General features: G+C 45.4%; 17 protein-coding genes. 1 reads left to right on the forward strand and 16 read right to left on the reverse strand.

What is annotated here, in order from left to right; all coding sequences use genetic code 11:
* Nucleotides 1-12: 12 nt before the first annotated feature.
* A complete protein-coding gene (locus AB4Z45_RS03955) occupies nucleotides 13-1,884 on the reverse strand; it encodes a beta-L-arabinofuranosidase domain-containing protein (protein ID WP_441908002.1) in 1,872 nt (623 codons plus the stop codon).
* Nucleotides 1,885-2,030: 146 nt separating this feature from the next.
* Here AB4Z45_RS03955 and AB4Z45_RS03960 point away from each other — a divergent pair, with 146 nt between their 5' ends.
* A complete protein-coding gene (locus tag AB4Z45_RS03960) occupies nucleotides 2,031-2,849 on the forward strand; it encodes an SDR family oxidoreductase (RefSeq protein ID WP_441908003.1) in 819 nt (272 codons plus the stop codon).
* Between the two features lie 93 nt (nucleotides 2,850-2,942).
* On the opposite strand, the gene AB4Z45_RS03965 is transcribed toward AB4Z45_RS03960, so the two are convergent.
* The 15 genes from AB4Z45_RS03965 to AB4Z45_RS04035 all read right to left on the reverse strand — a co-directional run bounded on the left by AB4Z45_RS03965 (nucleotide 2,943) and on the right by AB4Z45_RS04035 (nucleotide 24,215).
* Complete coding sequence (locus AB4Z45_RS03965) at nucleotides 2,943-4,088, reverse strand: glycoside hydrolase family 76 protein (protein ID WP_441908004.1); 1,146 nt, start codon at nucleotides 4,086-4,088, stop codon at nucleotides 2,943-2,945.
* A gap of 32 nt (nucleotides 4,089-4,120) precedes the next feature.
* The gene (locus AB4Z45_RS03970; RefSeq protein WP_441908005.1) at nucleotides 4,121-5,188 is read right to left on the reverse strand and encodes a glycoside hydrolase family 76 protein; all 1,068 of its coding nucleotides are present in this window, start codon (nucleotides 5,186-5,188) and stop codon (nucleotides 4,121-4,123) included.
* A gap of 245 nt (nucleotides 5,189-5,433) precedes the next feature.
* On the reverse strand, nucleotides 5,434-6,576 hold the full coding sequence (locus AB4Z45_RS03975) for a GntR family transcriptional regulator (protein WP_441908006.1): 1,143 nt from the start codon (nucleotides 6,574-6,576) through the stop codon (nucleotides 5,434-5,436).
* A 126-nt stretch (nucleotides 6,577-6,702) separates the two neighbouring features.
* Nucleotides 6,703-7,812 carry a glycoside hydrolase family 76 protein gene (locus tag AB4Z45_RS03980; RefSeq protein ID WP_441908007.1) on the reverse strand — a complete coding sequence of 370 codons (1,110 nt, stop codon included), beginning with the start codon at nucleotides 7,810-7,812 and terminating at the stop codon, nucleotides 6,703-6,705.
* 44 nt (nucleotides 7,813-7,856) lie between these two features.
* Complete coding sequence (locus AB4Z45_RS03985; RefSeq protein WP_076268841.1) at nucleotides 7,857-8,798, reverse strand: carbohydrate ABC transporter permease; 942 nt, start codon at nucleotides 8,796-8,798, stop codon at nucleotides 7,857-7,859.
* A 5-nt stretch (nucleotides 8,799-8,803) separates the two neighbouring features.
* A complete protein-coding gene (locus AB4Z45_RS03990) occupies nucleotides 8,804-9,769 on the reverse strand; it encodes a carbohydrate ABC transporter permease (protein ID WP_076268840.1) in 966 nt (321 codons plus the stop codon).
* 24 nt (nucleotides 9,770-9,793) lie between these two features.
* Nucleotides 9,794-12,394, reverse strand: a complete 2,601-nt coding sequence (locus AB4Z45_RS03995) for a DUF5696 domain-containing protein (RefSeq protein WP_441908008.1) — start codon at nucleotides 12,392-12,394, stop codon at nucleotides 9,794-9,796.
* A 29-nt stretch (nucleotides 12,395-12,423) separates the two neighbouring features.
* Nucleotides 12,424-14,550 (reverse strand): YIP1 family protein, encoded by a 2,127-nt coding sequence (locus AB4Z45_RS04000; RefSeq protein WP_441908009.1) that lies wholly within the window; start codon nucleotides 14,548-14,550, stop codon nucleotides 12,424-12,426.
* 21 nt (nucleotides 14,551-14,571) lie between these two features.
* Complete coding sequence (locus tag AB4Z45_RS04005) at nucleotides 14,572-15,444, reverse strand: carbohydrate ABC transporter permease (protein WP_430055165.1); 873 nt, start codon at nucleotides 15,442-15,444, stop codon at nucleotides 14,572-14,574.
* Nucleotide 15,445: 1 nt separating this feature from the next.
* The gene (locus AB4Z45_RS04010; RefSeq protein ID WP_441908010.1) at nucleotides 15,446-16,408 is read right to left on the reverse strand and encodes a carbohydrate ABC transporter permease; all 963 of its coding nucleotides are present in this window, start codon (nucleotides 16,406-16,408) and stop codon (nucleotides 15,446-15,448) included.
* Between the two features lie 39 nt (nucleotides 16,409-16,447).
* Nucleotides 16,448-19,267: an extracellular solute-binding protein gene (locus AB4Z45_RS04015; protein WP_441908011.1), complete on the reverse strand. Its 2,820-nt coding sequence runs from the start codon at nucleotides 19,265-19,267 to the stop codon at nucleotides 16,448-16,450.
* Between the two features lie 6 nt (nucleotides 19,268-19,273).
* A complete protein-coding gene (locus AB4Z45_RS04020; RefSeq protein WP_441908012.1) occupies nucleotides 19,274-19,408 on the reverse strand; it encodes a hypothetical protein in 135 nt (44 codons plus the stop codon).
* Nucleotides 19,409-19,445: 37 nt separating this feature from the next.
* Nucleotides 19,446-20,951: an ABC transporter substrate-binding protein gene (locus AB4Z45_RS04025; RefSeq protein ID WP_441908013.1), complete on the reverse strand. Its 1,506-nt coding sequence runs from the start codon at nucleotides 20,949-20,951 to the stop codon at nucleotides 19,446-19,448.
* A gap of 91 nt (nucleotides 20,952-21,042) precedes the next feature.
* Nucleotides 21,043-22,308: a glycoside hydrolase family 125 protein gene (locus AB4Z45_RS04030; RefSeq protein ID WP_441908234.1), complete on the reverse strand. Its 1,266-nt coding sequence runs from the start codon at nucleotides 22,306-22,308 to the stop codon at nucleotides 21,043-21,045.
* A 245-nt stretch (nucleotides 22,309-22,553) separates the two neighbouring features.
* A complete protein-coding gene (locus AB4Z45_RS04035; protein WP_441908014.1) occupies nucleotides 22,554-24,215 on the reverse strand; it encodes an alpha-amylase family glycosyl hydrolase in 1,662 nt (553 codons plus the stop codon).

The raw sequence follows: 24,215 nt of genomic DNA on the forward strand, positions 1-24,215 counted from the left end.
ACTGGCACCATTTTAAGATTGAATAACTGGGAACTCGGCGATCCGAAGCCGCGCGCAGCCGTAAGGGATAAGCGTAATTTCTTCCACGGGTTCCTTGCTCGCAACAGGCCCTATTGGCAAAGTGCCAGCCGAATTAAGCTCCATGGTCCATTGCGGGATCCGGCGACCGTTCATTCGCAAACGTATCGGTGCGTTCTCAGCTGCGAAGGGCTGCCTTACCATTGCTGCGGCTTCCACAATAGGTTTTCCCTGTTCATTTCCCTTCAGACTCACTCCATAATTCCATGGCGACTCCGGGTAAATCTCCCAGTCATGATAAGGCTCGTATGTGCGATGCTTCTGCCAGCGCTCCTTGATTGGGATAACGAACATAAGCGGTCCGCGCTGCAAGCCGGCCGCACCGTTAGCTCTGCTGATCGTGCGTGCCTCCATTGGAAGCCGAAGAGTCAGCTCATCGCCATCGTTCCAAACCTGCCGCAGCATAGCAAAACCTTTTTCGATGATCATAGCAGGCTGCTGTTGTCCGTTGATCAACAGAACCGGTGCGCTGCACCATTCCGGTATTCGTAATTTAATCGGGAATTCAGCTGGCTGATTTATCTGCACTTTCATCGTTATCGTTTCTCTAAATGGATATTCCGTTGCTACACGTATGGAAACATCGGTACTTGCATCGATGGCAGCTGTGATCGTACAGGGAGCATACGCGATTGCAGCCAAACCGCCGTCCTCCGTTGCCATCCACAATCTTGCCGTGTATTTCGGCCATCCTTGATGCATGTTAGCAGTGCAGCAGCCAAAATGCGGCTCAATGCCAAATAGATTGGCTTCATTGTTGTTTTCCGTCCAATTGCGTTTGGCATGCGTACACATAATCTGGTTAGCTTGCTGGTCATATTGATGAACTTTCCAATCCGGGCTGATTGCGGCAGGCAGTGCATTATAAGCAACCTTCTCTAAAATATCACCGAAGGAGCCGTCGCCTGTAATCCGGATTAGATGCTCCAACGAATGCATATATTCCACCACAGAACACAGCTCCGTGCCTTGGCTAGGATGAGTTCCTGCAAGCCATTCGTCACCAGAAAACATGCCGTTAACTTGGCCATGGTAAGTCATCACGCTTGAAATCCCTTTGTATGCAGCTTCGATATGCTGCTTATCCAAGGATTGAAGGTAGCGGAGAGCTGGCTGCTTGAATGACATTGCTACGTTAACAACATGAACCCGGTGATCAAATGCCTTCTGCAAGGACCAATAAGGATAGTCTTCATATAAGCCTGTCCAGTCCAGCGTTTGCTCCTGAATCAATTGCGAGAGCTCAAGCAAGAAAGGCTCGCCGGTGCGATTGTACAACCAATAAATGCTGATGAGATTTTCGCCGCCTCTTGCCTTTGCCCATTCCTGCAGCGGACGATTCGGCAGCTCCGCAAGCTGATATTTGAAATAATTCATCAAGAATGGTTCTACCCGTTCATCACCAGTATGCTCAACGTGCTGAATCAGCACCTTGAGCATAATCATTCGGCTCCACCAATCTTCATTTGCGGCAGGCCCGAATTGTCCATCCTCGCGTGCGCTTGCAAGCGTCCATTCGATCCACGGCTTTACTTTGGCCTTAAGCTTGTCATCATCAAGGAGATAAGCAAGCGGAAGCAGACCGTCCAAGTAGTAAGGTCCTCTTTCCCAGCTGTCTCCATCTCCTCCGAGCCAACCGCTATTCGGCCCGACATAACTCCAAAATTCATCTAGGTGCCCTGTCATTCCCTCGCTTTGAATCTCCAGCTGGTCTCTAAGCCAGCCGTCCGGCTTAATCGCACCAAGCGGCAGCTCTTGAAAAGGGGTCGAAGCAAGCGGTGCACGGTTCAAAAATATAGCGCTCAATTTGTCATCTCCTCTATGCTGCTTATGTAGTTGAATTACATCTAGCCATGCTAGTGATCCTTAACCCGTTTCCTTAAAGAATAAATGATTTGCCCCAAAGGAATACTAATTTGGAAATAAGCTAGTAATGGAGGGAATCGTTAGTAATGAACAATGCAGCTAACCAGAAGGATTCCAGCTCTTCTCAGCTTCGCGTAAAGGATAAGGTTGCGGTCATCACTGGAGCTGGTTCCGGCATAGGACGCGCTGCCGCGCTGCGTCTCGCACAGCAAGGAGCAAAAATCGTTCTTCTCGATCTCATTCACAACCGTACTGAAGAGGTAGAGCAAGAAATAAAGGAATTAGGAGGCGAGTCCTTCTTCATCGATACCGATGTTGCCAATGCTGAACGGATGCAAGAAGCGATCCAAGCTGCCGCAAAGCATTTCGGACGAATCGATATTGTGTTCGCTAATGCGGGCATTAACGGCACACTCGCCCCTATTGAAGATCTGTCGCCCGAGTCATGGGATGAAACGCTAACAACGAATCTAAAGGGAACCTTCCTTACCGTCAAATATGCAATCCCCCATATGAAAAAAGCCGGTGGGAGCATCATTATAACGAGCTCTATTAATGGCAATCGTGATTTTTCAGGTGCCGGCATGGCTGCTTACAGCTCCTCCAAGTCAGGTCAGGTCGCTTTTGCCAAGATGGCTGCTCTAGAGCTTGCCCGATATAAAATACGTGTGAATGCCATTTGTCCTGGAGCCATTCAAACGAACATTGGGGAAAACACCCATCGCACTGCTCAAGTAGATAAAATCACCATACCCGTGAACTACCCTGAAGGCAGCCAGCCTCTTGAGCATGGTCCCGGGCAGCCTGAGCAGGTCGCTGATTTAGTGCTATTTCTTGCGTCGCAGGAATCCAGCCATATCTCTGGAACCGAAATTTACATCGATGGGGCAGAAACCTTGCTATAGAAAAAGAATCCATACAGGGTTGGAATGCCTTAGGGATGTTCCCTAAGGCATTTTCTACTATACTAAACTGAGGGCTGAATCACATCACTCTAATCACTTTTTCGTATCAGCTGCCAGCTGAGCGTGGATCGTAACCAGCGCCGCTTGCTCCAATAGTTCAGTTGAACGATTCGGATCGATTTCAATGACTCCCGTCTGAGGGTTCCGAAGCGTCGTCCACACCTCATCCGCATAGTTCTGTATATAATCTTTATACTTCGATTTTTTGTTCATGTCATCCAGCAGCAGCAGATTTTCAAAAAAGATTGAATTGAAAATAATCGGCTGTGTGTAGAGACGCGAGCTGCCATAAAATTTCAAAGCCGCATCAGCGATGCTTACTGCTTTGTTCAAGTACGATTTTTCACCAGTTGCTTTGTATAAAAGTACGCTGGCTCCAATCATCGTTCCTTGATTATAGGACCATTGTGTTTTATTAATATTTCCGTTTAGGTCAATATGGTCCCAGTAAAGCCCGTTAGGCGCCAGCATGCAGTCATTTACCCAGTTATACATTTTCTTCGCCCAGTCTAAATAGTATGTATCTTTGCTGATTTCATATAAATACAGTCCTATTTGAGCTGCAGGTGCATTCGATACGGTATTCCGATCCTTGCTCCACGATGCCTGTGTCCAAAAAACGCCGCCAGGACAAGCATGAGAGGCATCCGTGTCCCAGCCGGATACTTGCAGCTCAAATATTTGCTTTGCTCTATCTAAAGCTGCAATATCACCAGTAATTCGGTAAATTTTTATAAGTTCTATTGCGATCCAATCATTATCATCATAAAAGATGTCCCCGCCTCCGCCAAGCGGTGCGCGTACGTAAGAATCGTAGCCTGCAGGTGTCTTCGTGTCATTCCAATATGCAGCTAGACCATCTAATCGATTCTGAATGTCGGTTTTGTATTTCTCGCCCACCGCAGGTATTTTCGCCAAAGCTACGGTTGACTGCATCGTCCCTGCATAAGGCCAAACGTAGGAGTATTTATTGTTCCCAGAATGTGGGCTGTTCTCGCTGTAGAGCTTGGTGTCTGGCTGATAGAAGTAGGTTTGTAGAGCCTGATAAGCCGCTTCAGCCCGTTCTGCATTTTGATTTTTATTCGGTTTGGCCCAGACGCTTTGACTGGACGTCATTAATAAAACAACAATCGACAATGCAACAAAACGGAACGTCTTTACTGGTTTCGGTGTACTCATGATATACCTCCCAAGGATCTACTTAGACTGCTCTATATTAATCCAGACTTCTCCAAAGCTGCTGCCGTTTCGAGCAGGATCACGCCGCTAAGCTGTGTGCTGAGCTCGATTTCCTCTTCAAGCGATTCATCCCACCGTTTGCTGAAAAGAATATCCCCCCGGCTCGCAACGCTGCTCCATAGGGACGATGCGTTTGCATACAATACATCCGCTACTTCACTTCCGTTGCCGCTGCCCATCGCAAGGGCCAGCTCACCTGCGTAACGAACAAAAATTCCTTTAAACAAGCCAGCATCCCCGCCGCCTTCTGCAGGCAGGACATTAGCTTCCTGCGAAGCAAACTCCTCCACAGATGCCTTCCATGTCCGAATGGCATCTTCAAGATAACCTTTTTCGCCCGTAATCTTGTACAGCTCAACTGCTGCTCCAATGAATACGCCCTGGCAATAAGTGAACTTCCAATCCTTATCGATAGTTCCATCGCCTAGACGGTTAGCGCCATCCCACACGAAACCGCTTTCAGGATCAACAAGCACAGCTTTCAGCCAATCGTAAATCTTGATTGCCCATTCTAAATCTTCCTGCTTGCCGAATACCTGATATAGACGTGCCGCCAAAATAGCCGCAGGTGCATTAGCAGGCGTGTTTTTATAATCAAGCTGCGTTTTCTGCCAAGCAATTCCGCCGCCGACATGGTCATTCCATCCCGTCTTAATATCCTCCCATAGCAACTTCGTAGTGTGCCCGTAGGTCTCATCTTGATCAATCAAATACGCGCGAAGCCAGCCAATTGCCATCCATTCCATATCATCGTATAGATTGTTAGGCCATTCTCCGCCGTTTCTCTCCAGAAGGCCTTGGTGAAGCATAGCCAACCTTTGCTTATAGATGGAATCACCCGTACGGTTCCATCCATCCACCTGCGTTTCAACCGCATGGGCCATCCACCAATAATGAAAAATCGTGTTGCACGCTCCGCCGGGACATGGCGTCTTAATGTCATACAAGCTTATACTTGGGTTCCAGAACTGAGAATCCAATGTTCGTTGAGCCTGCTCCGCTCTCATATCCCAGAACGCAGCTTTTACGTTGTTTGCCATCTTCCTCTTCCTCCGTTTCACTTTGATCCATTAAGTTGCCCGCGACCTGCAAATTGCTTTAACACGGGATTACTTCCTCTTAAAAAATGTACAATATAAAGCACTTTCAAATAATATACTATATTTCACATGTTAATATGTCAATATGTCATCTTTACATTTTAGGCTGTAATTTTCTACAAAAAAGGCCGTTTCAAGAGCCATATTGGCAGCTCTAAGAAACGACCCTTTATTCTGATCTGACGTTAAATAGATACGGTAGAATTTCCTTGAACAATCTCATGCTCCACAATATTGTTCAATTCCGTAGTCTCATTATTCCAAACACGCTGTAATATTTCGACAGCTCTCCTGCCTGTATCACGCTCGTTCTGGCGAACATGAGTAAACAAATAATCGCCAAACGGCTGACTCGGAGAGTCAAAGCAAACAATTTGATAGTCTTCCGGAATCCGTTTCTTTAGGGACAATAGCGCTTCCCGCAAAATAAGAGCAAGATTATATTCCGTAACGACATACGCATTAAGATCCTTATTAATTTCCACGAAATGGCGTACCGTCTCAATATCATACTGTACTTTAATCGTTTGAAACGATTGCGGCAAAGAGCTGTATAGATTCGTCATAATATGCTCAGGTTTAGGTGTAAACCCACGCTGCAAGCACGCATCATTAAAACCTTGTATTCGGTCTTCAATCGTCGTCGTATTGTCTGCAGGCGTCGATAAGAAACCGACATGCCGGCCCTCTTGATTCAGCAAAATATTCGTAAGGTCGAAGGCTGCCTTTCTGTTGTCTGTATACACAGCGGTAGCCGCAATCCCCTTCAAATATCTGTCTACTAACACAATAGGGAAGCCGTTTAATACGAGTCTAAGCACTTCAGCATTATAGTGTTCGCCATGGCCTGGGAATACGACGATGCCATCGACACCCAGCTTCACAAAAGCACGAATGGCAGCTTCTTCTTCATCACGATTATCGTAAGTCAGCTTCATCATCATGACGCAGCCGCTAATCGCGCATTGCTCTTCTATTCCGCGAATAAGATCAGCACCAAACGAATCGCCAAAGTCAGGCAGAATCACACCAACAATGCGCACAACCTCATCTTCCGGCCTCGCTTCTACGCTTTCTGACTGCTTCTGCAGCTTCGTTTCTTGCAGATCAGGCAAAACCTCCGCCACAAAGGAGCCCTTCCCTTGTATTCTCTCAATGAGTTTATACTGCGAGAGCATCTCCAGCGCTTTCTTAGACGTAATTCGGCTAACGTTAAATTGGGCAGCAAGTTCTTTTTCCGAAGGAACGCGCTCCCCTTTTTTCAATTCGCCGTCATTGATTTTTTGAAAAATATAATTATAAATCTGCTCGTATAAAGGATTATCCATTAGCCGACCTGCCTTGTCATAGTATCTTGATATATCAACTATACAACTTTATTATCACGACATCAATATATGAAAAGGCGAAATGGAGCAACGGCGCTGCCGTCGCCCCGCTACGTCAATATTAACTTATTCCGAATCTAGTCTTTCTATTTTGGCTGCAGCTTCTATTAAGAAAACTCCGCTCAATTGCACGGATATATCCAGAGGCTCCTGATGAGGCATATCCCAAGCGGGGCCAAACAGGCCAATTTCCTTCGTGCTGCCTTTCGAGAGCAGTGTATCCGCATTATGAAAGATCATTTCTTTCATTTGGACGCTTTCGTTGACTTCATACAAATGGATTAGATAACGAATGAATATGCCTTTGAACAGTCCACCGTCTCCGGTTCCTTCTTCCTTCATCATTCCGGTCTCAGCAACCGTATGATATTTCATAGCCGAGGCAGCGGTTTTCTCCGCATCTGCCAAATACGTCTTGTCATTTGTATGCTTATAAAGCTCAACTGCCGCGCCTATATAAGTGCCTTGGTTATAGGTAAATATCCAATTCTTATTGACATTAAGATCACCATTCTCTTCCAGCTTAAGGCCATCATACACAAGACCGCTTTCAGGATCAACCAAATTTTTCTTCTGCCAATCATATATCTTTTTTGCCCACTCCAGATCTTCCTTATCGCCAAAATACTCATACATCCTTGCGGCTAAAATAGCTGCCGGCCCGTTCGAGCATGCATTCCGGCTGTCTCGTTGATCCTTCTTCCAAGCCATGCCGCCCAGCTCATCTTCCCACCAAGCGGTCTTAATATCATTCCACAGCTTTAACACATAACCTTTAACCGTCTCACTTTTGGTTGCATCATAAAGCCTTAACGCCGCAAGAGCGAGCCACTCCATATCATCATAAAATTCATTAAACAATGACCCATTTTTTTTAATAATGCTTTTGACGACCCCCTCTGCCCTATCGGTATAAGCAGCATCACCCGTTCTCTCATATCCATCCATCATGGCATCCACAGCATGAGCTTTCCACCAATAGTTCAGGCTCTCCTCGCGTTCTTTGCTATAAGGATAAGCGTTGTTCATCAGCTTCCCATTCTCATTCCAATAATGCTCGATAAGCTTTTCTTCTGCCCATTCCGCATGATTATTGTAATTTTCCAAACGCTCTTCATTTCCATTGCAGCCTGTCAAGAAAAAACTGCCGACAAGCAGCATGCATATGCTTTTCATTAAAATCACCTCATCCGTCCCTTCTTCTTGCAGGCTTCCGCCTTTTAACCGACAATACCGCTATGTTCAATACCCTCTACGAGGTATTTTTGCGCAAACAAATACACAATGATTAATGGCACAACAACTAATAATGACATCGTGTTCGTTAAGGTGGCGGTCAGAGGCTGACCCTGCTTCAGTCCAATGGTGGCGCCCTCCAGCATCAAGCCTTCAAATCCAACCAGCAGTGAATTTGATAACAGCTTGAACTGGCTGAAGAACATCGAGGAATAGAAGCTATCCGTCCACTGCCACGAGAAGGAAAATACAAAGATCGTAATCATCATGGAAAATGAGAGCGGAAGAATGATCATGCTGAACGTCCGAAACAAGCCCGAGCCGTCCACATAGGCCGCTTCCTCTAGTTCTTTCGGTATTCCTTTGAAATATTGCCGCATGATCAATATATAAAGCCCATTTTTGAATCCAAAACCGATCATCGATAAAATCGCCATCGGCCACATCGAATCCATCAGCCTAACTGTCCCTCCTGTAAAGGTAGACATCAAACCGAATAAATCAAAGAAGCTGAACTTCATATAAAGAGAGATCATATACGTTTGCGGCGGAATTAAAATCGTAAGCACCACTAAAGAAAATATGACGCTTTTTCCTTTAAAGTTAAACCGCGCAAGCCCATAGCCGACCATCGTACAAACTAACATTTGAATAATGCCGCTTAGAAAGGAAATGCCGAACGTGTTCGACAGCCCTTTAAAAAAGGACGTATATTCGATGACCGTTTTGTAATTAAACCATGTAAACTGCCTAGGGATGAAGCGCACCGTGCCATCTATCAAATCCTGCGGGCTCATAAAGCTGTTAGAGAGCTTTACGAGCAGCGGATATAAGATAAGAAACGCCAGCCCAATGAGAAGCAAATAGCGAATAACAGACCAGAACAAGCCATTTATTGCATGCAGATTTAAATATTTAGCCCGCATATTTTTCACTCCCTATTCTGATAAAAGACGAATCTGCTGACAAAAAAGCCAATGACGACAAGGAATACGGCTGCTACCAGAAAATAAATCCATGCCATAGCCGAGGCTGTTCCATATTGGCCAAGCTTCATCGCGTTCGTAATGCTGTGCATAATTTGGTTTTTGCTTCCCGTAAAAGAATCAATAATCGAATAAATGATATTGACTAGAATCAATGGACTGATCAGCGGGAATGTAATTTTCCAAAAGCACTCCCAAGCGGAACAGCCTTCGATTTTGGCCGATTCGTAAATGGAGGAAGAGATTGCCTGCAGTCCTGCCAAGAAAATAAGAATTTGCACGCCTGAACTATTAATGACGGCAAATATATTTTCCGCAGCGCCAACCGTTATATTAACGAGCGCAGGACTGAAATCCAGCATTTGGAACATATATTTTTTTAGCTCCAGATTGCTGAACATCCCGCCTGCCGATTCAGTCACGATAGACGCGCCCGTATCAAGCCCTGGGATACTCTGATAAGCATTCATAATCGAGTTACTTAAATCAGCTTTATCAATGATTCCAGTTGCCAAAATAACGGGCACGAAAAAAATCGCTCTAAAAATTCCCCGGCCCTTCATTTTCATATTTAACAAAACGGCAATAAACAAGCTGTACATGACGATAATCGGAATATCGAATAACATGTTCTGAACAGCACCGTAAAGCTGCTTGTTAAAGTTAGGATCCACTCTTAAAATTTGATGGTAATTGTCCAGCCCAATGAATTTCTCCGAAAATCCGCCTTGGGTTAGAAGATTCACATCCATGAAGCTAAATCGCAACGAATCAATGAATATACCCAGAAACAGCAGGAGAAATCCGAGTACAAAAGGACTGACAAAAACCCAGCCCATCAGATCCCTCTTCTGCGTCACGGTTAGCCTAAACCTTTCTTTTTTGTTTATGGCTGCAGACAATTTGTTCATTGCCGGTGATCCTCCTCGCTTGGTTTAAGGATTAATGACCGCGTAACCCAATCCATCTACTGCGGTACCCTCAACCTCAATTCCTTTATCGCTGTAATTAACAATAATCGCTGTACCATTTTCATAAGTTGTTTTGTAAACCTCTTCACCAAGCCGCTCATGATTCACGATCGCCTGATCCTGAACATGCTTCAATACATTGTTCATTTCTGCATAGATGGCTGCAGCGCTCTCCTCCCAATCATCAAACTGGGAAGCGTACAAATCATCGAACAACGAAGCATCCTTCAGCAGGCTGTTCTCCCCGTAATTCAACTTGAAATAGACACCGCTGCCGTATTCCAGAGCTTTCAAAACAGCCGGACGCAGCTCGCTCGCTAGGTTCAAGGCTTCGCTCGCATACCCAATATAGCCATGCAGCGCGATTTGAATAAATGGTACCTGCGCATCTGCTATCGAGAAGGAGCTGTCCTCATCAGGCAGGTTCAAAATATGATTAACATATGGAAAGGTGTACGCGTTTCCGTCGTCTGTAATAATATCCTCATAATCCTCTTTTGCTTTAGCTAAAACGTCTGTCGTTATTTTTTCTGTGTCCTGTCGATTGATCTGAGCGCGGTTCTTAAAGTTCGAATTCAAGCTTTCTCCCATCGTCGATAAGGATAATGCCTTTAAACCAAGCGAATGATAGTCTTTGGAAAATTTATTGTAATAACCTGAAATTTTGTCCGGATTAATTCCCCACACGCTGCTCTCATACTCAAGCGTAGCTACATTGAACAACCCTTTATAGCTAGTTTTCTGAAACAAGGATCGAATGCTGTCCTTTTGCGGCTTAAAGTCATCGAATGCTTTATTAGAAGAAACAAATAGCATATCCACATCCGGGAACACCTTTGCCCCCAGCTTCTCCGCTTTCTCTGACAGCTTGCGCAGTCCCTTTGCACCGCCGAGCACGGACTCTACCTTCATTTTTGTAGGTGCGGTATGGCTCATGCCTCCGTTATACCATCCGGTATAGCGAAATTTAATGTTTTGGATACCGCTTTGCGACAGCTCATCCAGCATTAGTCCCGCTTGATCGAAGGAAGTGACTGCCACTTGGCTGCGAAACGGAATACCCAGCTTCCGCACCATCTTATCGACAGAACCCATCGTATCCAAGTAGAACGGAATGTTTTCTTCGGCGCTCATTTTGCTCAAGCTTCCTTTATCAACGAGATACTGACGATATGCCTTTGCCATTCCAACGTAATTTGCATCGTCTCCTGTAAGGAAGAAGTATTTCATGACGATGTTGCCGGTATAAGCATTTTTCTCGTAAATAATCCAAGGAGCCTGCTCAAAAGCATTTTTGGCAATAAAAGAGTCTTTATTTCGAATGGTGAAGTTAGCATAGGCCGTGTTATAGGAGTGATTAATGCCGCCCATAACGCCATTAATATCCGCTACCGCATCGCCCTCTTCAATAACCGAAAATATCGCTGCTCCATCCTTCTTAATGCCAAACACCGGCGCCCTAAACTCTTGTTTGAAGCTGCCTCTTGGCGACTGCGTTAATGCATAATCCGGTCCGTACATTTTGCCCGTCGTTAATAATGTATTTTTGCTTGCATCATTATTGAAATTCAGGAGCGTTCCCGAGCCGTCAGGAAGGAATACATACCCCTCCTCGCCGGTTTGCCCTGCACCGAAATAATTCAGCAAGGAAAGCTTCACAAGATTAAAACGGGATTGATCATATTCGATGTCGCCGTTATAAAGAGTGACCGATAGACCGCCGTCCGCAAGCACGTAATCAAGACTCATTTTGAAATAAGGAAATACGGAATCATCTCCGTCGTATCCCACCTCCGCGTAGTCCTCCTCCTGCTTCTCGTACGTATAGCCTGCTTCCTTGACGTAGTTTTCCAATACTTTCTTGTCCCGCTCCTTGACGGAGGTTTTCAGCACATAAATATCTTCTTTCACCAAAACAGGGTATTTCGCGATCAGCTCCTTGCCTTTGCTCCCTTCTACATCAGCACGACTGTAGAGGATATAGTAGGCTAATAGCTTCTTCTTATCCCGATCAGCTTCCATATGATCAAGAACATTTTGCTCAAATTTGGACTTCGTAATTTGACGCGGCAGCAGCATGCGCTGTTCCTCGCGGCCGATGACCATATCCACCCTTATGCCGTTATCAATCTTGCCCCAGCTCACCTGATCCAGCTTCATCGCATGCGTATAGCTGTTCATTTCCAAGTCGCCTTCTTTGCCTTGCACATTATAGACGAGCTTGACCTGCGACATAAGCTCCTGCTTCATCGCATCACTGGCTTTCGGGTCTTCCAGAGCACTTGGCGGGTTGGAATAAAATTTGCTTCCCGTCGCTTTATCTTCAACCGCCACGCCTCCCGATTCATTATCGAAGTACAGCAGGAGGCGATCGTTCTCAGCAGCAAGTGCCAATCCGCCATCCTTTTCAGCTTTTTTCATGTTTGGCGGGCTTGCTTTTGCTGCAGCTGCTGTTTCTGCTGTTGTTGCTTCAACTGCCTCCGCCGTTTTCCCATTTGTCGGTATCCCGAGCGTAATGGCAACCACTATGACCAATAGCCTAGAGATAATCCCCTTGGCATTCATATCGCTGACCTCCTATCCACCATCTTGTTCTACAACCGAAACGTAATTTCATTGATGATCGTCGTAATAAAGGAATTCATATTTTGCAGGATGTTAATGAACAGCACCGTAAGGAAAGCAATGAACCCCATTCCTACTATTGAAATAGCAGAGGTATAGAAATTCTTGAATGGACTGTAATCATTGGTCACCAATACACCTATAAATATGAGCCCGAGAGACCAGCCTAACGCTAGGGTTGTAAAAAAGTTAATAAACTGCTGCTCTTCCAAAACAACGATATTGCTGAATAGAGTGACAGGAATCGTAATGATCACCATCGGGACTAACGAATAGGAAGACGCGATAAAAATATCTTTTAGGCTTCCTTCACCATCCATCAATGTTGTAAGACCCCAGTTTGCACAGCACCATAATCCAAATGGAATAAGGACGCTAAGCAGCGTATCCCAAAGCTCAATAACACGCCAGTCGGAAGGGTACAATATGTATCCGCCTGCCAGCTGTTTAAAGATGTCTACAGCCATAACGGCTGCAACAATAATAACAGCGGCACGAACGCTGCCTCGTTTCTCATGCTTCAAATCCCAAAACCCGTCAAACGGATGGAACATCACATGGAAGGAATAAAGCAGCTCTTCCCACAGCGTTCGCTTGCCCGGCTTTCTCCACCCTGCTGTGTTGACCTTCTTAGCATATTTGAAAAATCTGTACACTAACCATAGAATGGCTGCTGCGACTATTGGAATGAGGATAATAAATTTGCTTACTATTTCTTTCCGATACTCCGCAAAAGCTTTGAAATAATGATCCCAGTCATTAGCCAGCTTGTAATTGTGCATCGCTTCCTTGTATTCTTCTTTGCGCATATTGGACTGCGCCACACCGGAATACGCCATCTCAAGCGTCGGATTCATCTTCAAAACCCGCTGCCATGCAGCGATGGATTCATCGTAATTGCGATTCTTGCGATGATGAATCGCTGCTGCAATGTTAGCGCCGTATTCGGTCCGCCTAAATACAGTCAGCTTGCTTGAATCCTTATCCAGCACAAGCAGATTATTGCTCTGGTAGGCGAGTGCTGAAGCGCTCTGGAACACGCCGTCCTGTGTTCCGTACCCTCCAAATACATAAAGAAGGTTGCCGTTATCGTCGTAAGTAAAAATCTTATTTTGCGAAGAATCGAGCGTGCTGTACGCCCCGTCATCTGCCAATGCTACATCAATAAAACGTGAAACCTTGTCGGTTGTTTGAATATCTCCAGCAGGCGGATAAGCGCCATTTCGTTTCAATACATCGATGCCTGTATTGTTCAGCCGCTTAATTGGCGCATGCTTACTCGATTTGTCCCGGTTAATGAGCGCGCTGTATTGGTTTCTGGCATGGATCGCACTGCTCGTAACATAAGCAAAGCCAAGCTCATCGATCGTAATGTTGTTGTACTCGGTCGGTACGCTTTTGGCTGTGCGGCTCTTCTGCTCCTTGGTCGTCACCAGCTTCCAGAACAAATCGGACACTTTGGGCACTACCTTCTCCGCTCCGACAAAACCTTCGAATCCTCCGTCAGCATTCAGAGCAATAACACCCATGTTTGTGCTCTTCGAAATCACATAGATAAGACCGGATGGATCAACACCGATTGCTGATGGCTCGTAAATAAAGCCGGCAGGAAACACATCCGAATCCGGTGCCTCCAATATTTTCTCTACGCTTCCATCCTGATGAAGCACGACGATTCTAGCGTTTTTGGAGTCGGCAACGTAGATCAGCCCCTCCTCTGACACAAATATGCCGCTTGGCGTGTTGAACTGATCCTTCGTCACGCCGTCTTCATGGACAAACTCCGTAATTTCTCGTTTTATTCGGTACTGTTCATCGAGAATAATAATTCTGTTCGATCCCGTATCTGCGATATAAACCGAGTTATTGTTGTCTACAAACAAATCCAGAGGCTGGTTCAGCCCAGCGCCCTCGATTCCCATTGCCTTGGCGTTTAACACTTTGCCTGGCACATAAGCGTCAGGAGAAACGAGATACTCCCCGTCATAATCATAAAAATAGGTTTTATATGGAACCATGGCGGAAGCTGATTCAATACCGAAGCTGCACAACAATAATAGTGCGGCAAAAAACAAAATCCACTTTTTTCTAACCACCGCATTCTTCCCCTTCCATGCCTATTCTTTCATGCCTGATGCAGACATGGTCTCTATAATCTTCGACTGCGAGATGATAAACACGATGATAGGCACAATCATCATCAGCACCGCTGCAGCCGATCCTGTCCCTGTACGGGCAATTCCGCCGGCTAAGATTTGGGACAACGCATAGTTTAAGGTTTTCAGCTCCTCGCTTTGGATGAAGTGATTCGCGCCGATTCCCCACAAACCTTGCATGGAGAAGATGATGAGCGTCAGCCAAGCAGGCTTAACCATCGGCATAACGATTGACCAGAAAATCTTCCATTCGCTGGAGCCGTCAATGCGAGCCGATTCCAAGATGGCGTCAGGAATCATCTGATCCATAAACTGCTTCATGAGATACAATCCGAGCGAGGATGCAAATGCCGGAACAATAATAGCCTGATACGAATCAATCCAGCCTAACGAAGAAATGATGATAAAGTTCGGTATTTGAGTAACGACACCGCTAAACATAAGCGAGAGCACGACCGTGCTGAACATGATTCCTTTGCCAGGAAACTTATGCTTGGATAAGACATAAGCGCATAAGGAAGCGATGACCACATGGCCAGCCGTACCAACAGCCGTTATGAATACAGTGTTAAAGATATACCGGCTGAAGGGCACCCACGAATCGCTCATGACAGCGAGCAAATCTCTGAAGTTATCTAAGGTTGGGTTATTAACTAGAAACCGCGGAGGGAAAAACCAAATCTCCTCCAATGGCTTAATCGAATTTGAAATCGCATAAACCAGTGGCAGCATCATAAAAATGCCAAACAGCAGCAAAAACAAATAGATGCCAAAATCAGCGAAAAAGGAACGTTTAATGCCGCTCTTGCTCCGATGAAGCTTGATTTGAATCACTTCATTCACCTACCTTTGCCAGAAGCATTTGCACAATCTTATTCGCTCCAATCATGATGATAAATAGAATGGTAGCTATAGCAGAGGCATAGCCCATTTCATAACGTATGGCGCCGTAATCCTCCAAATGGTTAACGATGGTATGCGCTGCATAGCTGTTGCTCGGCATGCCGCACAATGCGGTAACAATGGCGCCGGTGCCGAATGCGCCGGTAATGCTCATTACCGCCCCGAACATAAGCTGCGGCTTCATCGAAGGCAGCGTTACGTACCAAAGCTCTTGCCACCGATTTTTAACCCCATCCATAGCCGCTGCTTCATAAAGCGTTCGATCTATCCCTTGCAATCCCGCGATAAAGGAGAGGAAGCTCGTTCCAACACTGGTCCATAAGGCAACGATGACGACGAGAGTCATCATATATTTTGGATTCTCAAACCATAGAATAGGCGAAGAAATGACGTTATAACGAAGCAAAATAGCATTGGCATAACCATAAGCGTCCTTGTTGAAGAAAATGCCCCATACCAAATAAATGTTTCCTGAAATGGATGGCGCGTAAAAAATTAAAGTTAAAATCGTTCTCAGCGACTTCGGCAGCTCATTAATAAGCCAAGCGAACACTAGGCACATGATATAACCGATCGGACCTACCATCACAGCTAGCAGGAACGTATTTCCGATCGCTTTAATGAAAATATCATCGCCTAGAAACAGCCTTATATAGTTGTCCATGCCAACGAAGATAGGCGCTTCGAGCAAGTTAAACGAGAAAAAACCTAAAATCAATGAAATAATGACGGGCAGAGCGGTAAAAGCAAAAAACAAAATCATATAGGGTGCTGCAAAGAGGTAGGACACTTTATTTTTTTTAATCGACTTCCAGCCCTGCTCCAATTTTCGCATGACCTGCTTGCCCTGCCTCTTAGGCTCAACAGCTCCTGATATCACCAAATCTCTACTCATGAATGGGTCCTCCTGAATCAGTAAAATCGCAAGGCAGCATCATTCCAACTTGAACTCCCGCCTTTTTCGCGTTATTTCAGTATTAACTTCTTTCACATAGTCCAGAAGAGATTCAGGATCTCCGTTGTTATATGCCGTTGCGGCAGCGAATCCAATACTTCGAGTCACATAGTAGCCGCCCGGCACCTCCGGTGTACCTGTTGCGAACGACCACTGCGTCATCAAATGGTCATACTCTGTTTTTGTCCAAGGCATATTAACAAGGGCTTCCATATTGGCGGTCGCTTGTTTGGCTGCCTTGCCGAGAATCGCTTCCATTTCCATTCCGAATCTGGACTGCGTCTCTGCACTCGTCCACCACTCCATAAAGCGCCATGCGTCATCCTTTTTCTGGACGCCCTTAAGCATCATGATTGCTGTCCCCGTCGACGGCGTCGCCCGGTTCAATTGTCCGTCCTCCATCACCGTTCCAGGAAGCGGAGCAAATTCCCACAGTCCTTTAATTTCAGGAGCAAACGCGATTAATTGGTTGTATGTCGTATAATCCGCGATGCCTATCGGCATTTCCCCAGTTCGGAAGCGGTTGCTGAAATCATAATCCCTCGGAAACTTATAGGTCGTGAACAGCTCCGTCTGCTTCTGGAACGCATCGATCGTCAGATCGTCTTCCAGCGTTGAGCGGCTGCGCTCCTTGTTGTAAAGCTCCCCATTTTTCTGATACAAAAAGATTTGCAAGCCGGTAATATCCGCCGGAAAACCAATTTGCATATTTTGTTTCTGAATTTCCGGTATTAGCTTGTAAAACTCATCCCATGTCTCTGGAGCCTTCAGCCCCATATCATGCAAAATATCTTTCCGATAAAACATCATGGGAAACGATTGTGTTTCCGGCAAAGCATATACTTTTCCGTCTAATTCGAAGGGCACTAATGCACTTGGATGGAATCTAGAGGCAATCGCATCATAGTTCGGCATGTCTTTGATGTTCTCCACCGCATGTCTTAACGCGTATTGAATAGGGTCGGCAGCTAGATTTCCCATCGCCACATCCGGACCCGTACCTGCGAGCACCGATGGCAAAAGCGTCCCTTCCGTTACCAGCTTGAGCTTTACGTTTATGCCCGATTCCGGCGTGAACGTGTCATTGATCATTTCCCTAATAATTTGCGATTGATCCCGTCCAGACGTCAGCCATACTTCGAGCGGCTCTCCTTTGGTTTCACCTTCTGTATTCAAGGCATTGTAATCCACAAAAAAAGACATCGAAAATGACTTCGCTTCAAACACCATTTTTTTGAAAAAGGATGCATCCGCTTTTGGCAGCTTCTTGGACAACGGCATCACGCTAAAATAATCGACCGTTAGAGGTTGCTCGCCTACCGTCAAGATCCACGTACCAAGCGCGCCTACATTTTCTTTAAAAGGGGTAAACGTCTTCGCAATATTGGCTTCCGGATTTTTAACCATTTGCTCGAGCTGGAAGGCAACTTTATCAAGAAGCACCATGTTTTCGCCTTTTTGACCAACCAGCGCCTCCATGTCAGCCGATACTTCTCTAAGTATCGCGGCATGCTCCTTCATGGCGGCTATCGCATCCGGTATTAATTTCTCAAAGCCGTAATCACGATACAAATCCGGCTCAGCGCCGGTTATCATCAGAATTTGCCGATATACGGCATTCAGTTGAAATAAACTATCATCAACCCTGTTCAGCACATCAGCCAAATCTCCGAGCGTGACCTCCATCGTCAGCTCATGCTCGCCCGGTTCTAGGTAAAAAGAAAACGCCTGATCGTCGTTCCCCAACGTTTTCACTTGCCAGTTGTTCCCGTATTTAAATTTCACTGCTTTCGCTTCTTTAAACGGTACGGCTCCATCCAGCAAAATTTTGCGGTTGACGTACATCCCAGCTAATTTGTTTTGCTTGAATCTCGTTGCAATCTTGTACAGGCCCGCTTCCTCTACCGTAAATCGGTAGCTGATCCATTGACCCGGCATTTTCCATTTATCGCCGCCTATGCTGTTCAAGCGAAGCTTCGATGGGTCCTGCGGCTCGGTTATAGCTGATGAGCGATCGGACACCGGATACAGCGTATTATCAGATTTCTCAAAGCTGTTTTCCGCTTGAACCTTAATTGTCTCGGCGTCCGCTTCCTTATAGCCTTTTGCTTCATAACCCGCTTTTACTTCATCATAGGTCGGAAGCTCCTCCGCTTTATAAATGCGAACGGTATTTAAAACCACTGATTCCCTCACCGATTCGAATCCAATGGTATGCTTACCTTTTTCCAAATAAAATAGTAATGGATCGTTATAATAACCAAGCAAATCATGCAACAGCACCGTTCTCCATCTAGGCGCTTCCGTCTGTTTCGGCCTAATGTCATTTCCTTTTTTGTCTTGCGCAATCTCGCCTTTGTCCTTCCAAACCCGTGATAAATTTATGTATTTCGCTTCGTTATAAGGTACTTCACCGTCAATTGATATCATTCTTTCAATGGAATTGCCTTTCCCATCTATCGGATAATAAAGCAGTTCTACATTGTACATTCCACTCTCAGGAACGTTAATTTCCCATTCAATCTTTCCGGTTTCACCCGTAAGAACAGATTTGCCTTCCTTTCCTTCAAAATGATCGAGGGTTTTCAACTCTCCCTCCGCATTCGTATATGCATCTGCCTTGATCACAATATCTGCGTTTCCAGCTTTTTTATCGGCGTGCTGTTCAAGATAGGCGCGATAGCTTTGCAGCTTGATTAAGTTGTCATCCTTGCTTGCAAATGCCGCATGCGGCCATACAATCACCAACAAACTTAAGGCGATTGCTGCAACTGATAATTTCGCTATTTTATTATTCATAAACGTTCAACTCGCACCGTCATATTTGTTTCCTCCATATAGACAGAGATTCATTGCCTTTTCGTGAACGATAGGGAAAGCAGCCTCTTTTTTTTTTGCAAAAAAAAGAAAAGGGGCTGTTGCGTTAGCAGCAATCGTCATCTGTCTGACAGCCCCTTTATCTATTTGATGAAAGCTGCTATTCCGCCTTTTTCTCTTCCTCAGGCTTCGGTTCAGGCTCTACGAATTCACCTTTCAGCCTTAAAGCAAGCTCCTCAAGACCAATATTTACAGCATCCTCGATTTCCGCTACCTTGGAGGCAGGCTCCAGGTTCTGATCGTAGAACCCAACATCGGGAATGAGTGCCAAACCACTGTGTACATTGCCTTGCATTTGCTGACCGATGAACGCCATGTCCGATACGCCATAATTTTTCAGCTGCAACAGCGTTTGAAGCGATTCCTCATCACGCAACTGCGTGAGAGCAATTTCATCCATCCAAATTTTCTCTTCGCTTTGCGCTTTCCACGCTAGTGCATCCAAGATAAGCCCTGTTTTATCAAGCTCTTTGTTCGTTACCGGCACTGCGATCGAAGGAGCATCATGGCTTACCCAATCAAGATAATTGTCTGTGTTGTTGCCCATTGGCAATGGGATAAAGCCAAAATCACTTTCCATTTCATAAATCGGATCAATAACGCCTCTGCCTCTGGAATAAGCTAAAAACAGCGATTTTCCTTCTGCAAAAGCTTTCACGTAAGCGTCCATATCCTCGCCTTCGTTTTTCGGGAAGAACGTATCTCCTTTTTTCGCCATCTTCTTAATCATTTCAATCGTCTCGTATGCTTTTGGTGTATTTACTGCATATTTCATTTTTCCATCACTGGCGATATCGATGATTTTATTGCCGGATGCCAGATAAAGCGCTACAGAAATATCCCAGTCATGTCCAGTCGCCAGTCCATAACGGTCATTGCTGTCCATCACGCCATCACCATTTAGATCACGTTTTGCCGCTTGCTCCATCTCGAGCATTTTCTGGAATGTCCATTGTTTGTTTTTTACCAGCTCATAAGGATTTTCAAGGCCTAGCTCTTGAATAATGCTTTTGTTGAATGCCAGAACCCATACTTCATCCCCTTGGTTAGCGAATGGAGCTGCTGTTCCATATGTTCTGTTGTCATAAGTGAGCAAGAATGAAGTGTTGTATTCCTTCCAATAATCTTGATCCATCCGAAGGTTAGGAATCGTATTCATGTCCACAATACGCTTTCCGTTGATATGTCTTCCCAGCTCCCATGTAGGAGCAACGATGATGTCAGCATATTTGTCGCCCGCTAGTACCGCCGCGCCAAACTCTTCCTCGGAATGTTTTCTCACTTCAATTTTTACGTTGTACGTTTCTTCTACCCACTTGATACGATCGATAATGGCATTGGCATGATCAGAGCTTCCTTCTTGCGGGAACCATCTGTTCGCATTGTTATCCGCAACGATAAATTTATAACCGCCTAAATCTTTTACTGGAGGAGCTCCGTCATCTGGTGTTGCTTCCGGACTTGGCGAGGCTGTGTTTTCTGCCTTGTTCGTTGCTTCAGCCGTCTCCTTGTCTTTGCCTCCGCCGTTATTACTTGTGCAAGCACTCGCAAAGATGGAAATAATGAGGACGCATACGACTAACAAAAACATTCTCTTTTGTTTCATTTTTCTGCCCCTTTCAAATCTTTTATTTGTTATGCAAGTCCTGTCCGCAGCGGAGTCAGGCCCGCTCTAACACAAGTGGAGGTCAAACCAATTAAAAGAGATGCTGTTTCTTGTCTTCTACGAGCTTATAAATAAGTTCACCGAGTAAGCTGTTAGCCCATGCAAACCACGGTCTCGTGAATTCATTCGGGTTGTCTACGTGAAAACCCTCATGCATAAAGCCAGTACCGCCATCTGAGCTGATTATCGTTCTTAGAAGTTCTTGTATTTCTGAGTCGTTGTCTGAAGTTAGCGCTTGCATAACTAGGCTGATATGCCATATGTAATTCGTGGGAGTATGCGGGCTTCCGATTCCTCTAGCTGCTTTTCCTGCGTAATAATAGGGATTCTCTTCACTTAAAATAAACCTTCTCGTATTCTGATAGATGATATCCTCTTTGCTTGTATATCCGAGATAAGGAATCGACAGTAGGCTTGGCACATTTGCATCGTCCATCAAGTTGTAATTTCCTAAACCATCTGTTTCGTAAGCATATATTTCGCCAAATGTTTCGTGCTTGTAGATGCCATAAGCTTTAATGCCGGCATCGATTTCGCCACCTAATTTCTTGGCTGCGAGCGCCAGTGTTTCGTCTTTGTATATGTCTTGGGCAATTTCTTCCACATATCTCAGCACAACAACAGCGAACATATTCGCAGGAATCAAATAATGATATTTGCACGAATCGTCGCTTGGCCTAAATCCCGACCATGTCATTCCTGTATAGGCGACGGGACTCCCTTTTCCATCGTGGCTTAACGTATCCGATTCTGGACAATTAAATCTTTGGAAGCTGTAGCTCGATTGTTCTGCATGCTTCTGCTCGACTGTCCAAAGCCCAATAATTTTGTTAACCGCTTCTTTAAAAGCATCATCAAACATTGCGGTGCTGTTTGTTGCCTTCCAGTACAAATAAGCGAGCTGTATCGGGTAACATAGGGAATCAATTTCATATTTTCTTTCCCATACCCATGAATTGCCCTCGGTTACATCTTCCGTATGTCCCTTGTTGTCCGGGCCTTTATTGAATGCGTTTGCATAAGGATCAATCTGGATATATTGCATTTGCCTTTTGATAAGTCCCTCTATCATTTTCTGATAGTGGCTGTCTGAAACAGCCAGTGGAATATAATGCCGAACCTGAGCAGATGAATCACGCAGCCACATGGCTGGTATATCACCCGTAAATACAAAAGTGGTTCCATCCTCAAGCCATTCCGTCGTCGTCTCCAGCGTGTTATAGAAGCAGTTTTTATAAAACTTAACGATTTCAGGCCATTTCTCCAGAGATGAAATCAATGCGTCACTCTTTTTCATATCGGTAATAGACAGATTCATTCGCAAACATTCCTCCTAATGGTGATCCTTCTACAAGTTGGATAAAGCTTTGTGATAAGCGCTTACAAATAGTATATTATAAACAATATGTCAACATGTCAATATACCAACTAGTAATTTCCTTAATTTTTTTACAAAATTTGAATACAAATGGGCTGGAATCGCATTGGAACGCACAAAAAAAAGAGGGAGCAGCACCGGCGGTGCAGCTCCCTCTTACCGTATTATTTTAATATGACTGTGGTGTAAGCCGGAATGGTCAGTTTTCCATTATCCAACTTAGCCCCATCATTGCTTGAGTGAATGATCCCCTCGAATGATCCAAAAGTTTTGGATGGCTGAAGATCAGCCATCTGATCCTCGCCCGATAGATTGTGCACAACAAGCACTCTCTCGCTAGCAGTGACGCGAACATATACACTTAGCTTCTGATTGGCAGGCTCCAGCTTAAACTCGGCTATTCCGCCATTGCGCAAAGCGGGCTCCTCGTTCCGCCACTTTATGAGCTCGCGATAATGGTTTAACAGCGAATTCTTATCTGCTGTCTGTGCCTCAACAGATACCGTCTCGGCATTCCCATTGAATCGCGATTTCTCCCAAGTGGTTTGCCCTTCTCCTCCGCTTGCTGCGCTATACCAAGGCATTGGCTCACGAATGTATTCATCCGGCTTAGCCCCTTTCATGCCCAGCTCCTCACCATAATAAAGGTACGGGGTGCCTGGCAAAGTAAGCAGCATTGCAGCAGCCATCTTGGCATGATTGGTATTGCCGTTTAAAACCGTCATGACACGATTCTGATCATGATTGCTTAGGAACGGCGCATCAACAAATGTACCACCAGATGATTTCTCGTAAACACCGTATGCACGTCCTAGAGAATAAGCTAAGTCTGCATCCTTCTCCGTACCGGCTGCACTCAGCAGCCGACCAGCTAGATCAAAGTGGAATGCGGAGTTCAGCGCTTGGTCAAAGTAAGGCGCAATAACCGTTAGTGAATCCCAAACCTCTCCGATCAGATAAGCATCTGGCTTCACTTTGTTCATGCCAGCTCGGAACTCTTGCCACCAAGCTTTATTTTTCGCTTGAATCTCAGGCGTGCTGGCCGTAGACGCGAAGTCGCCGTAAATATGCTTTGCCGCATCAAGGCGGAAGCCGTCCAGCCCCTGCTCCAGCCAGTATTGTCCAATCTTAATAAATTCCTCGCGAACCTTCGGCTCGTCAAAGTTCAGATCGGGCATGCCTTCCCAGAAGACACCTAAATACTTGAGACTGCCATAGCTATGCCATGGATCACCGCCAACTGCCCCATCTGCTCTAACCTTCTCACCTTGTTTAGCAAATGTGTACCAGCTGCGGTAAGGACTGTTCTCATCCTTTAATGCTTCTTTGAACCAAGGATGTTCCTTGCTCGAATGATTAACGACAAGATCCATAATAACTTTAATATCGCGCTTATGCGCTTCTTGAAGCAGTTTCTGCAAATCATCCAGCGTGCCGTATTCCGGATTTACCGCATAATAATCGGTTGTATCATAGCCATGGTAGCTTGGCGAAGCGTTAATCGGCATTAGCCAAATACCGCTAACTCCAAGCTCCTTTAAGTAATCAAGCTTAGCGGTTACACCATTCAAATCGCCGATTCCATCTCCGTTCGTATCATAGAAAGAACGGACAAATATTTCATAGTATACGCCGCCAGGCTGCTCATCTACCGTGTAAGCAGCAGTGGAAGCTTCCCCGCTTGCACCTTCTTCATCCGCTTCTGCAGAAGCTGTGCTACTTGGTTTATTATTGTTCGCCGCCTCCTCTGAAGAGCAAGCAGCGAGCATAATAAAGATTAGCGAGCATAACAGGACTATCGCATAACGCAAACGGCTGCGGTTCAT

Origin of the sequence: Paenibacillus sp. MCAF9 (genome assembly GCF_052114265.1) — a bacterium.
In the GTDB taxonomy this organism is placed as follows: Bacteria; Bacillota; Bacilli; order Paenibacillales; family Paenibacillaceae; genus Pristimantibacillus.

Coding starts and splice junctions, on each gene's coding strand:
- AB4Z45_RS03960 (WP_441908003.1), top strand. CDS start 2,031: ATGAACAATGCAGCTAACCAGAAGGATTCCAGCTCTTCTCAGCTTCGC.
- AB4Z45_RS03965 (WP_441908004.1), bottom strand. CDS start 4,088: ATGAGTACACCGAAACCAGTAAAGACGTTCCGTTTTGTTGCATTGTCG.
- AB4Z45_RS03970 (WP_441908005.1), bottom strand. CDS start 5,188: ATGGCAAACAACGTAAAAGCTGCGTTCTGGGATATGAGAGCGGAGCAG.
- AB4Z45_RS03975 (WP_441908006.1), bottom strand. CDS start 6,576: ATGGATAATCCTTTATACGAGCAGATTTATAATTATATTTTTCAAAAA.
- AB4Z45_RS03980 (WP_441908007.1), bottom strand. CDS start 7,812: ATGAAAAGCATATGCATGCTGCTTGTCGGCAGTTTTTTCTTGACAGGC.
- AB4Z45_RS03985 (WP_076268841.1), bottom strand. CDS start 8,798: ATGCGGGCTAAATATTTAAATCTGCATGCAATAAATGGCTTGTTCTGG.
- AB4Z45_RS03990 (WP_076268840.1), bottom strand. CDS start 9,769: ATGAACAAATTGTCTGCAGCCATAAACAAAAAAGAAAGGTTTAGGCTA.
- AB4Z45_RS03995 (WP_441908008.1), bottom strand. CDS start 12,394: ATGAATGCCAAGGGGATTATCTCTAGGCTATTGGTCATAGTGGTTGCC.
- AB4Z45_RS04010 (WP_441908010.1), bottom strand. CDS start 16,408: ATGAGTAGAGATTTGGTGATATCAGGAGCTGTTGAGCCTAAGAGGCAG.
- AB4Z45_RS04015 (WP_441908011.1), bottom strand. CDS start 19,267: ATGAATAATAAAATAGCGAAATTATCAGTTGCAGCAATCGCCTTAAGT.
- AB4Z45_RS04020 (WP_441908012.1), bottom strand. CDS start 19,408: ATGACGATTGCTGCTAACGCAACAGCCCCTTTTCTTTTTTTTGCAAAA.
- AB4Z45_RS04025 (WP_441908013.1), bottom strand. CDS start 20,951: ATGAAACAAAAGAGAATGTTTTTGTTAGTCGTATGCGTCCTCATTATT.
- AB4Z45_RS04030 (WP_441908234.1), bottom strand. CDS start 22,308: ATGAAAAAGAGTGACGCATTGATTTCATCTCTGGAGAAATGGCCTGAA.
- AB4Z45_RS04035 (WP_441908014.1), bottom strand. CDS start 24,215: ATGAACCGCAGCCGTTTGCGTTATGCGATAGTCCTGTTATGCTCGCTA.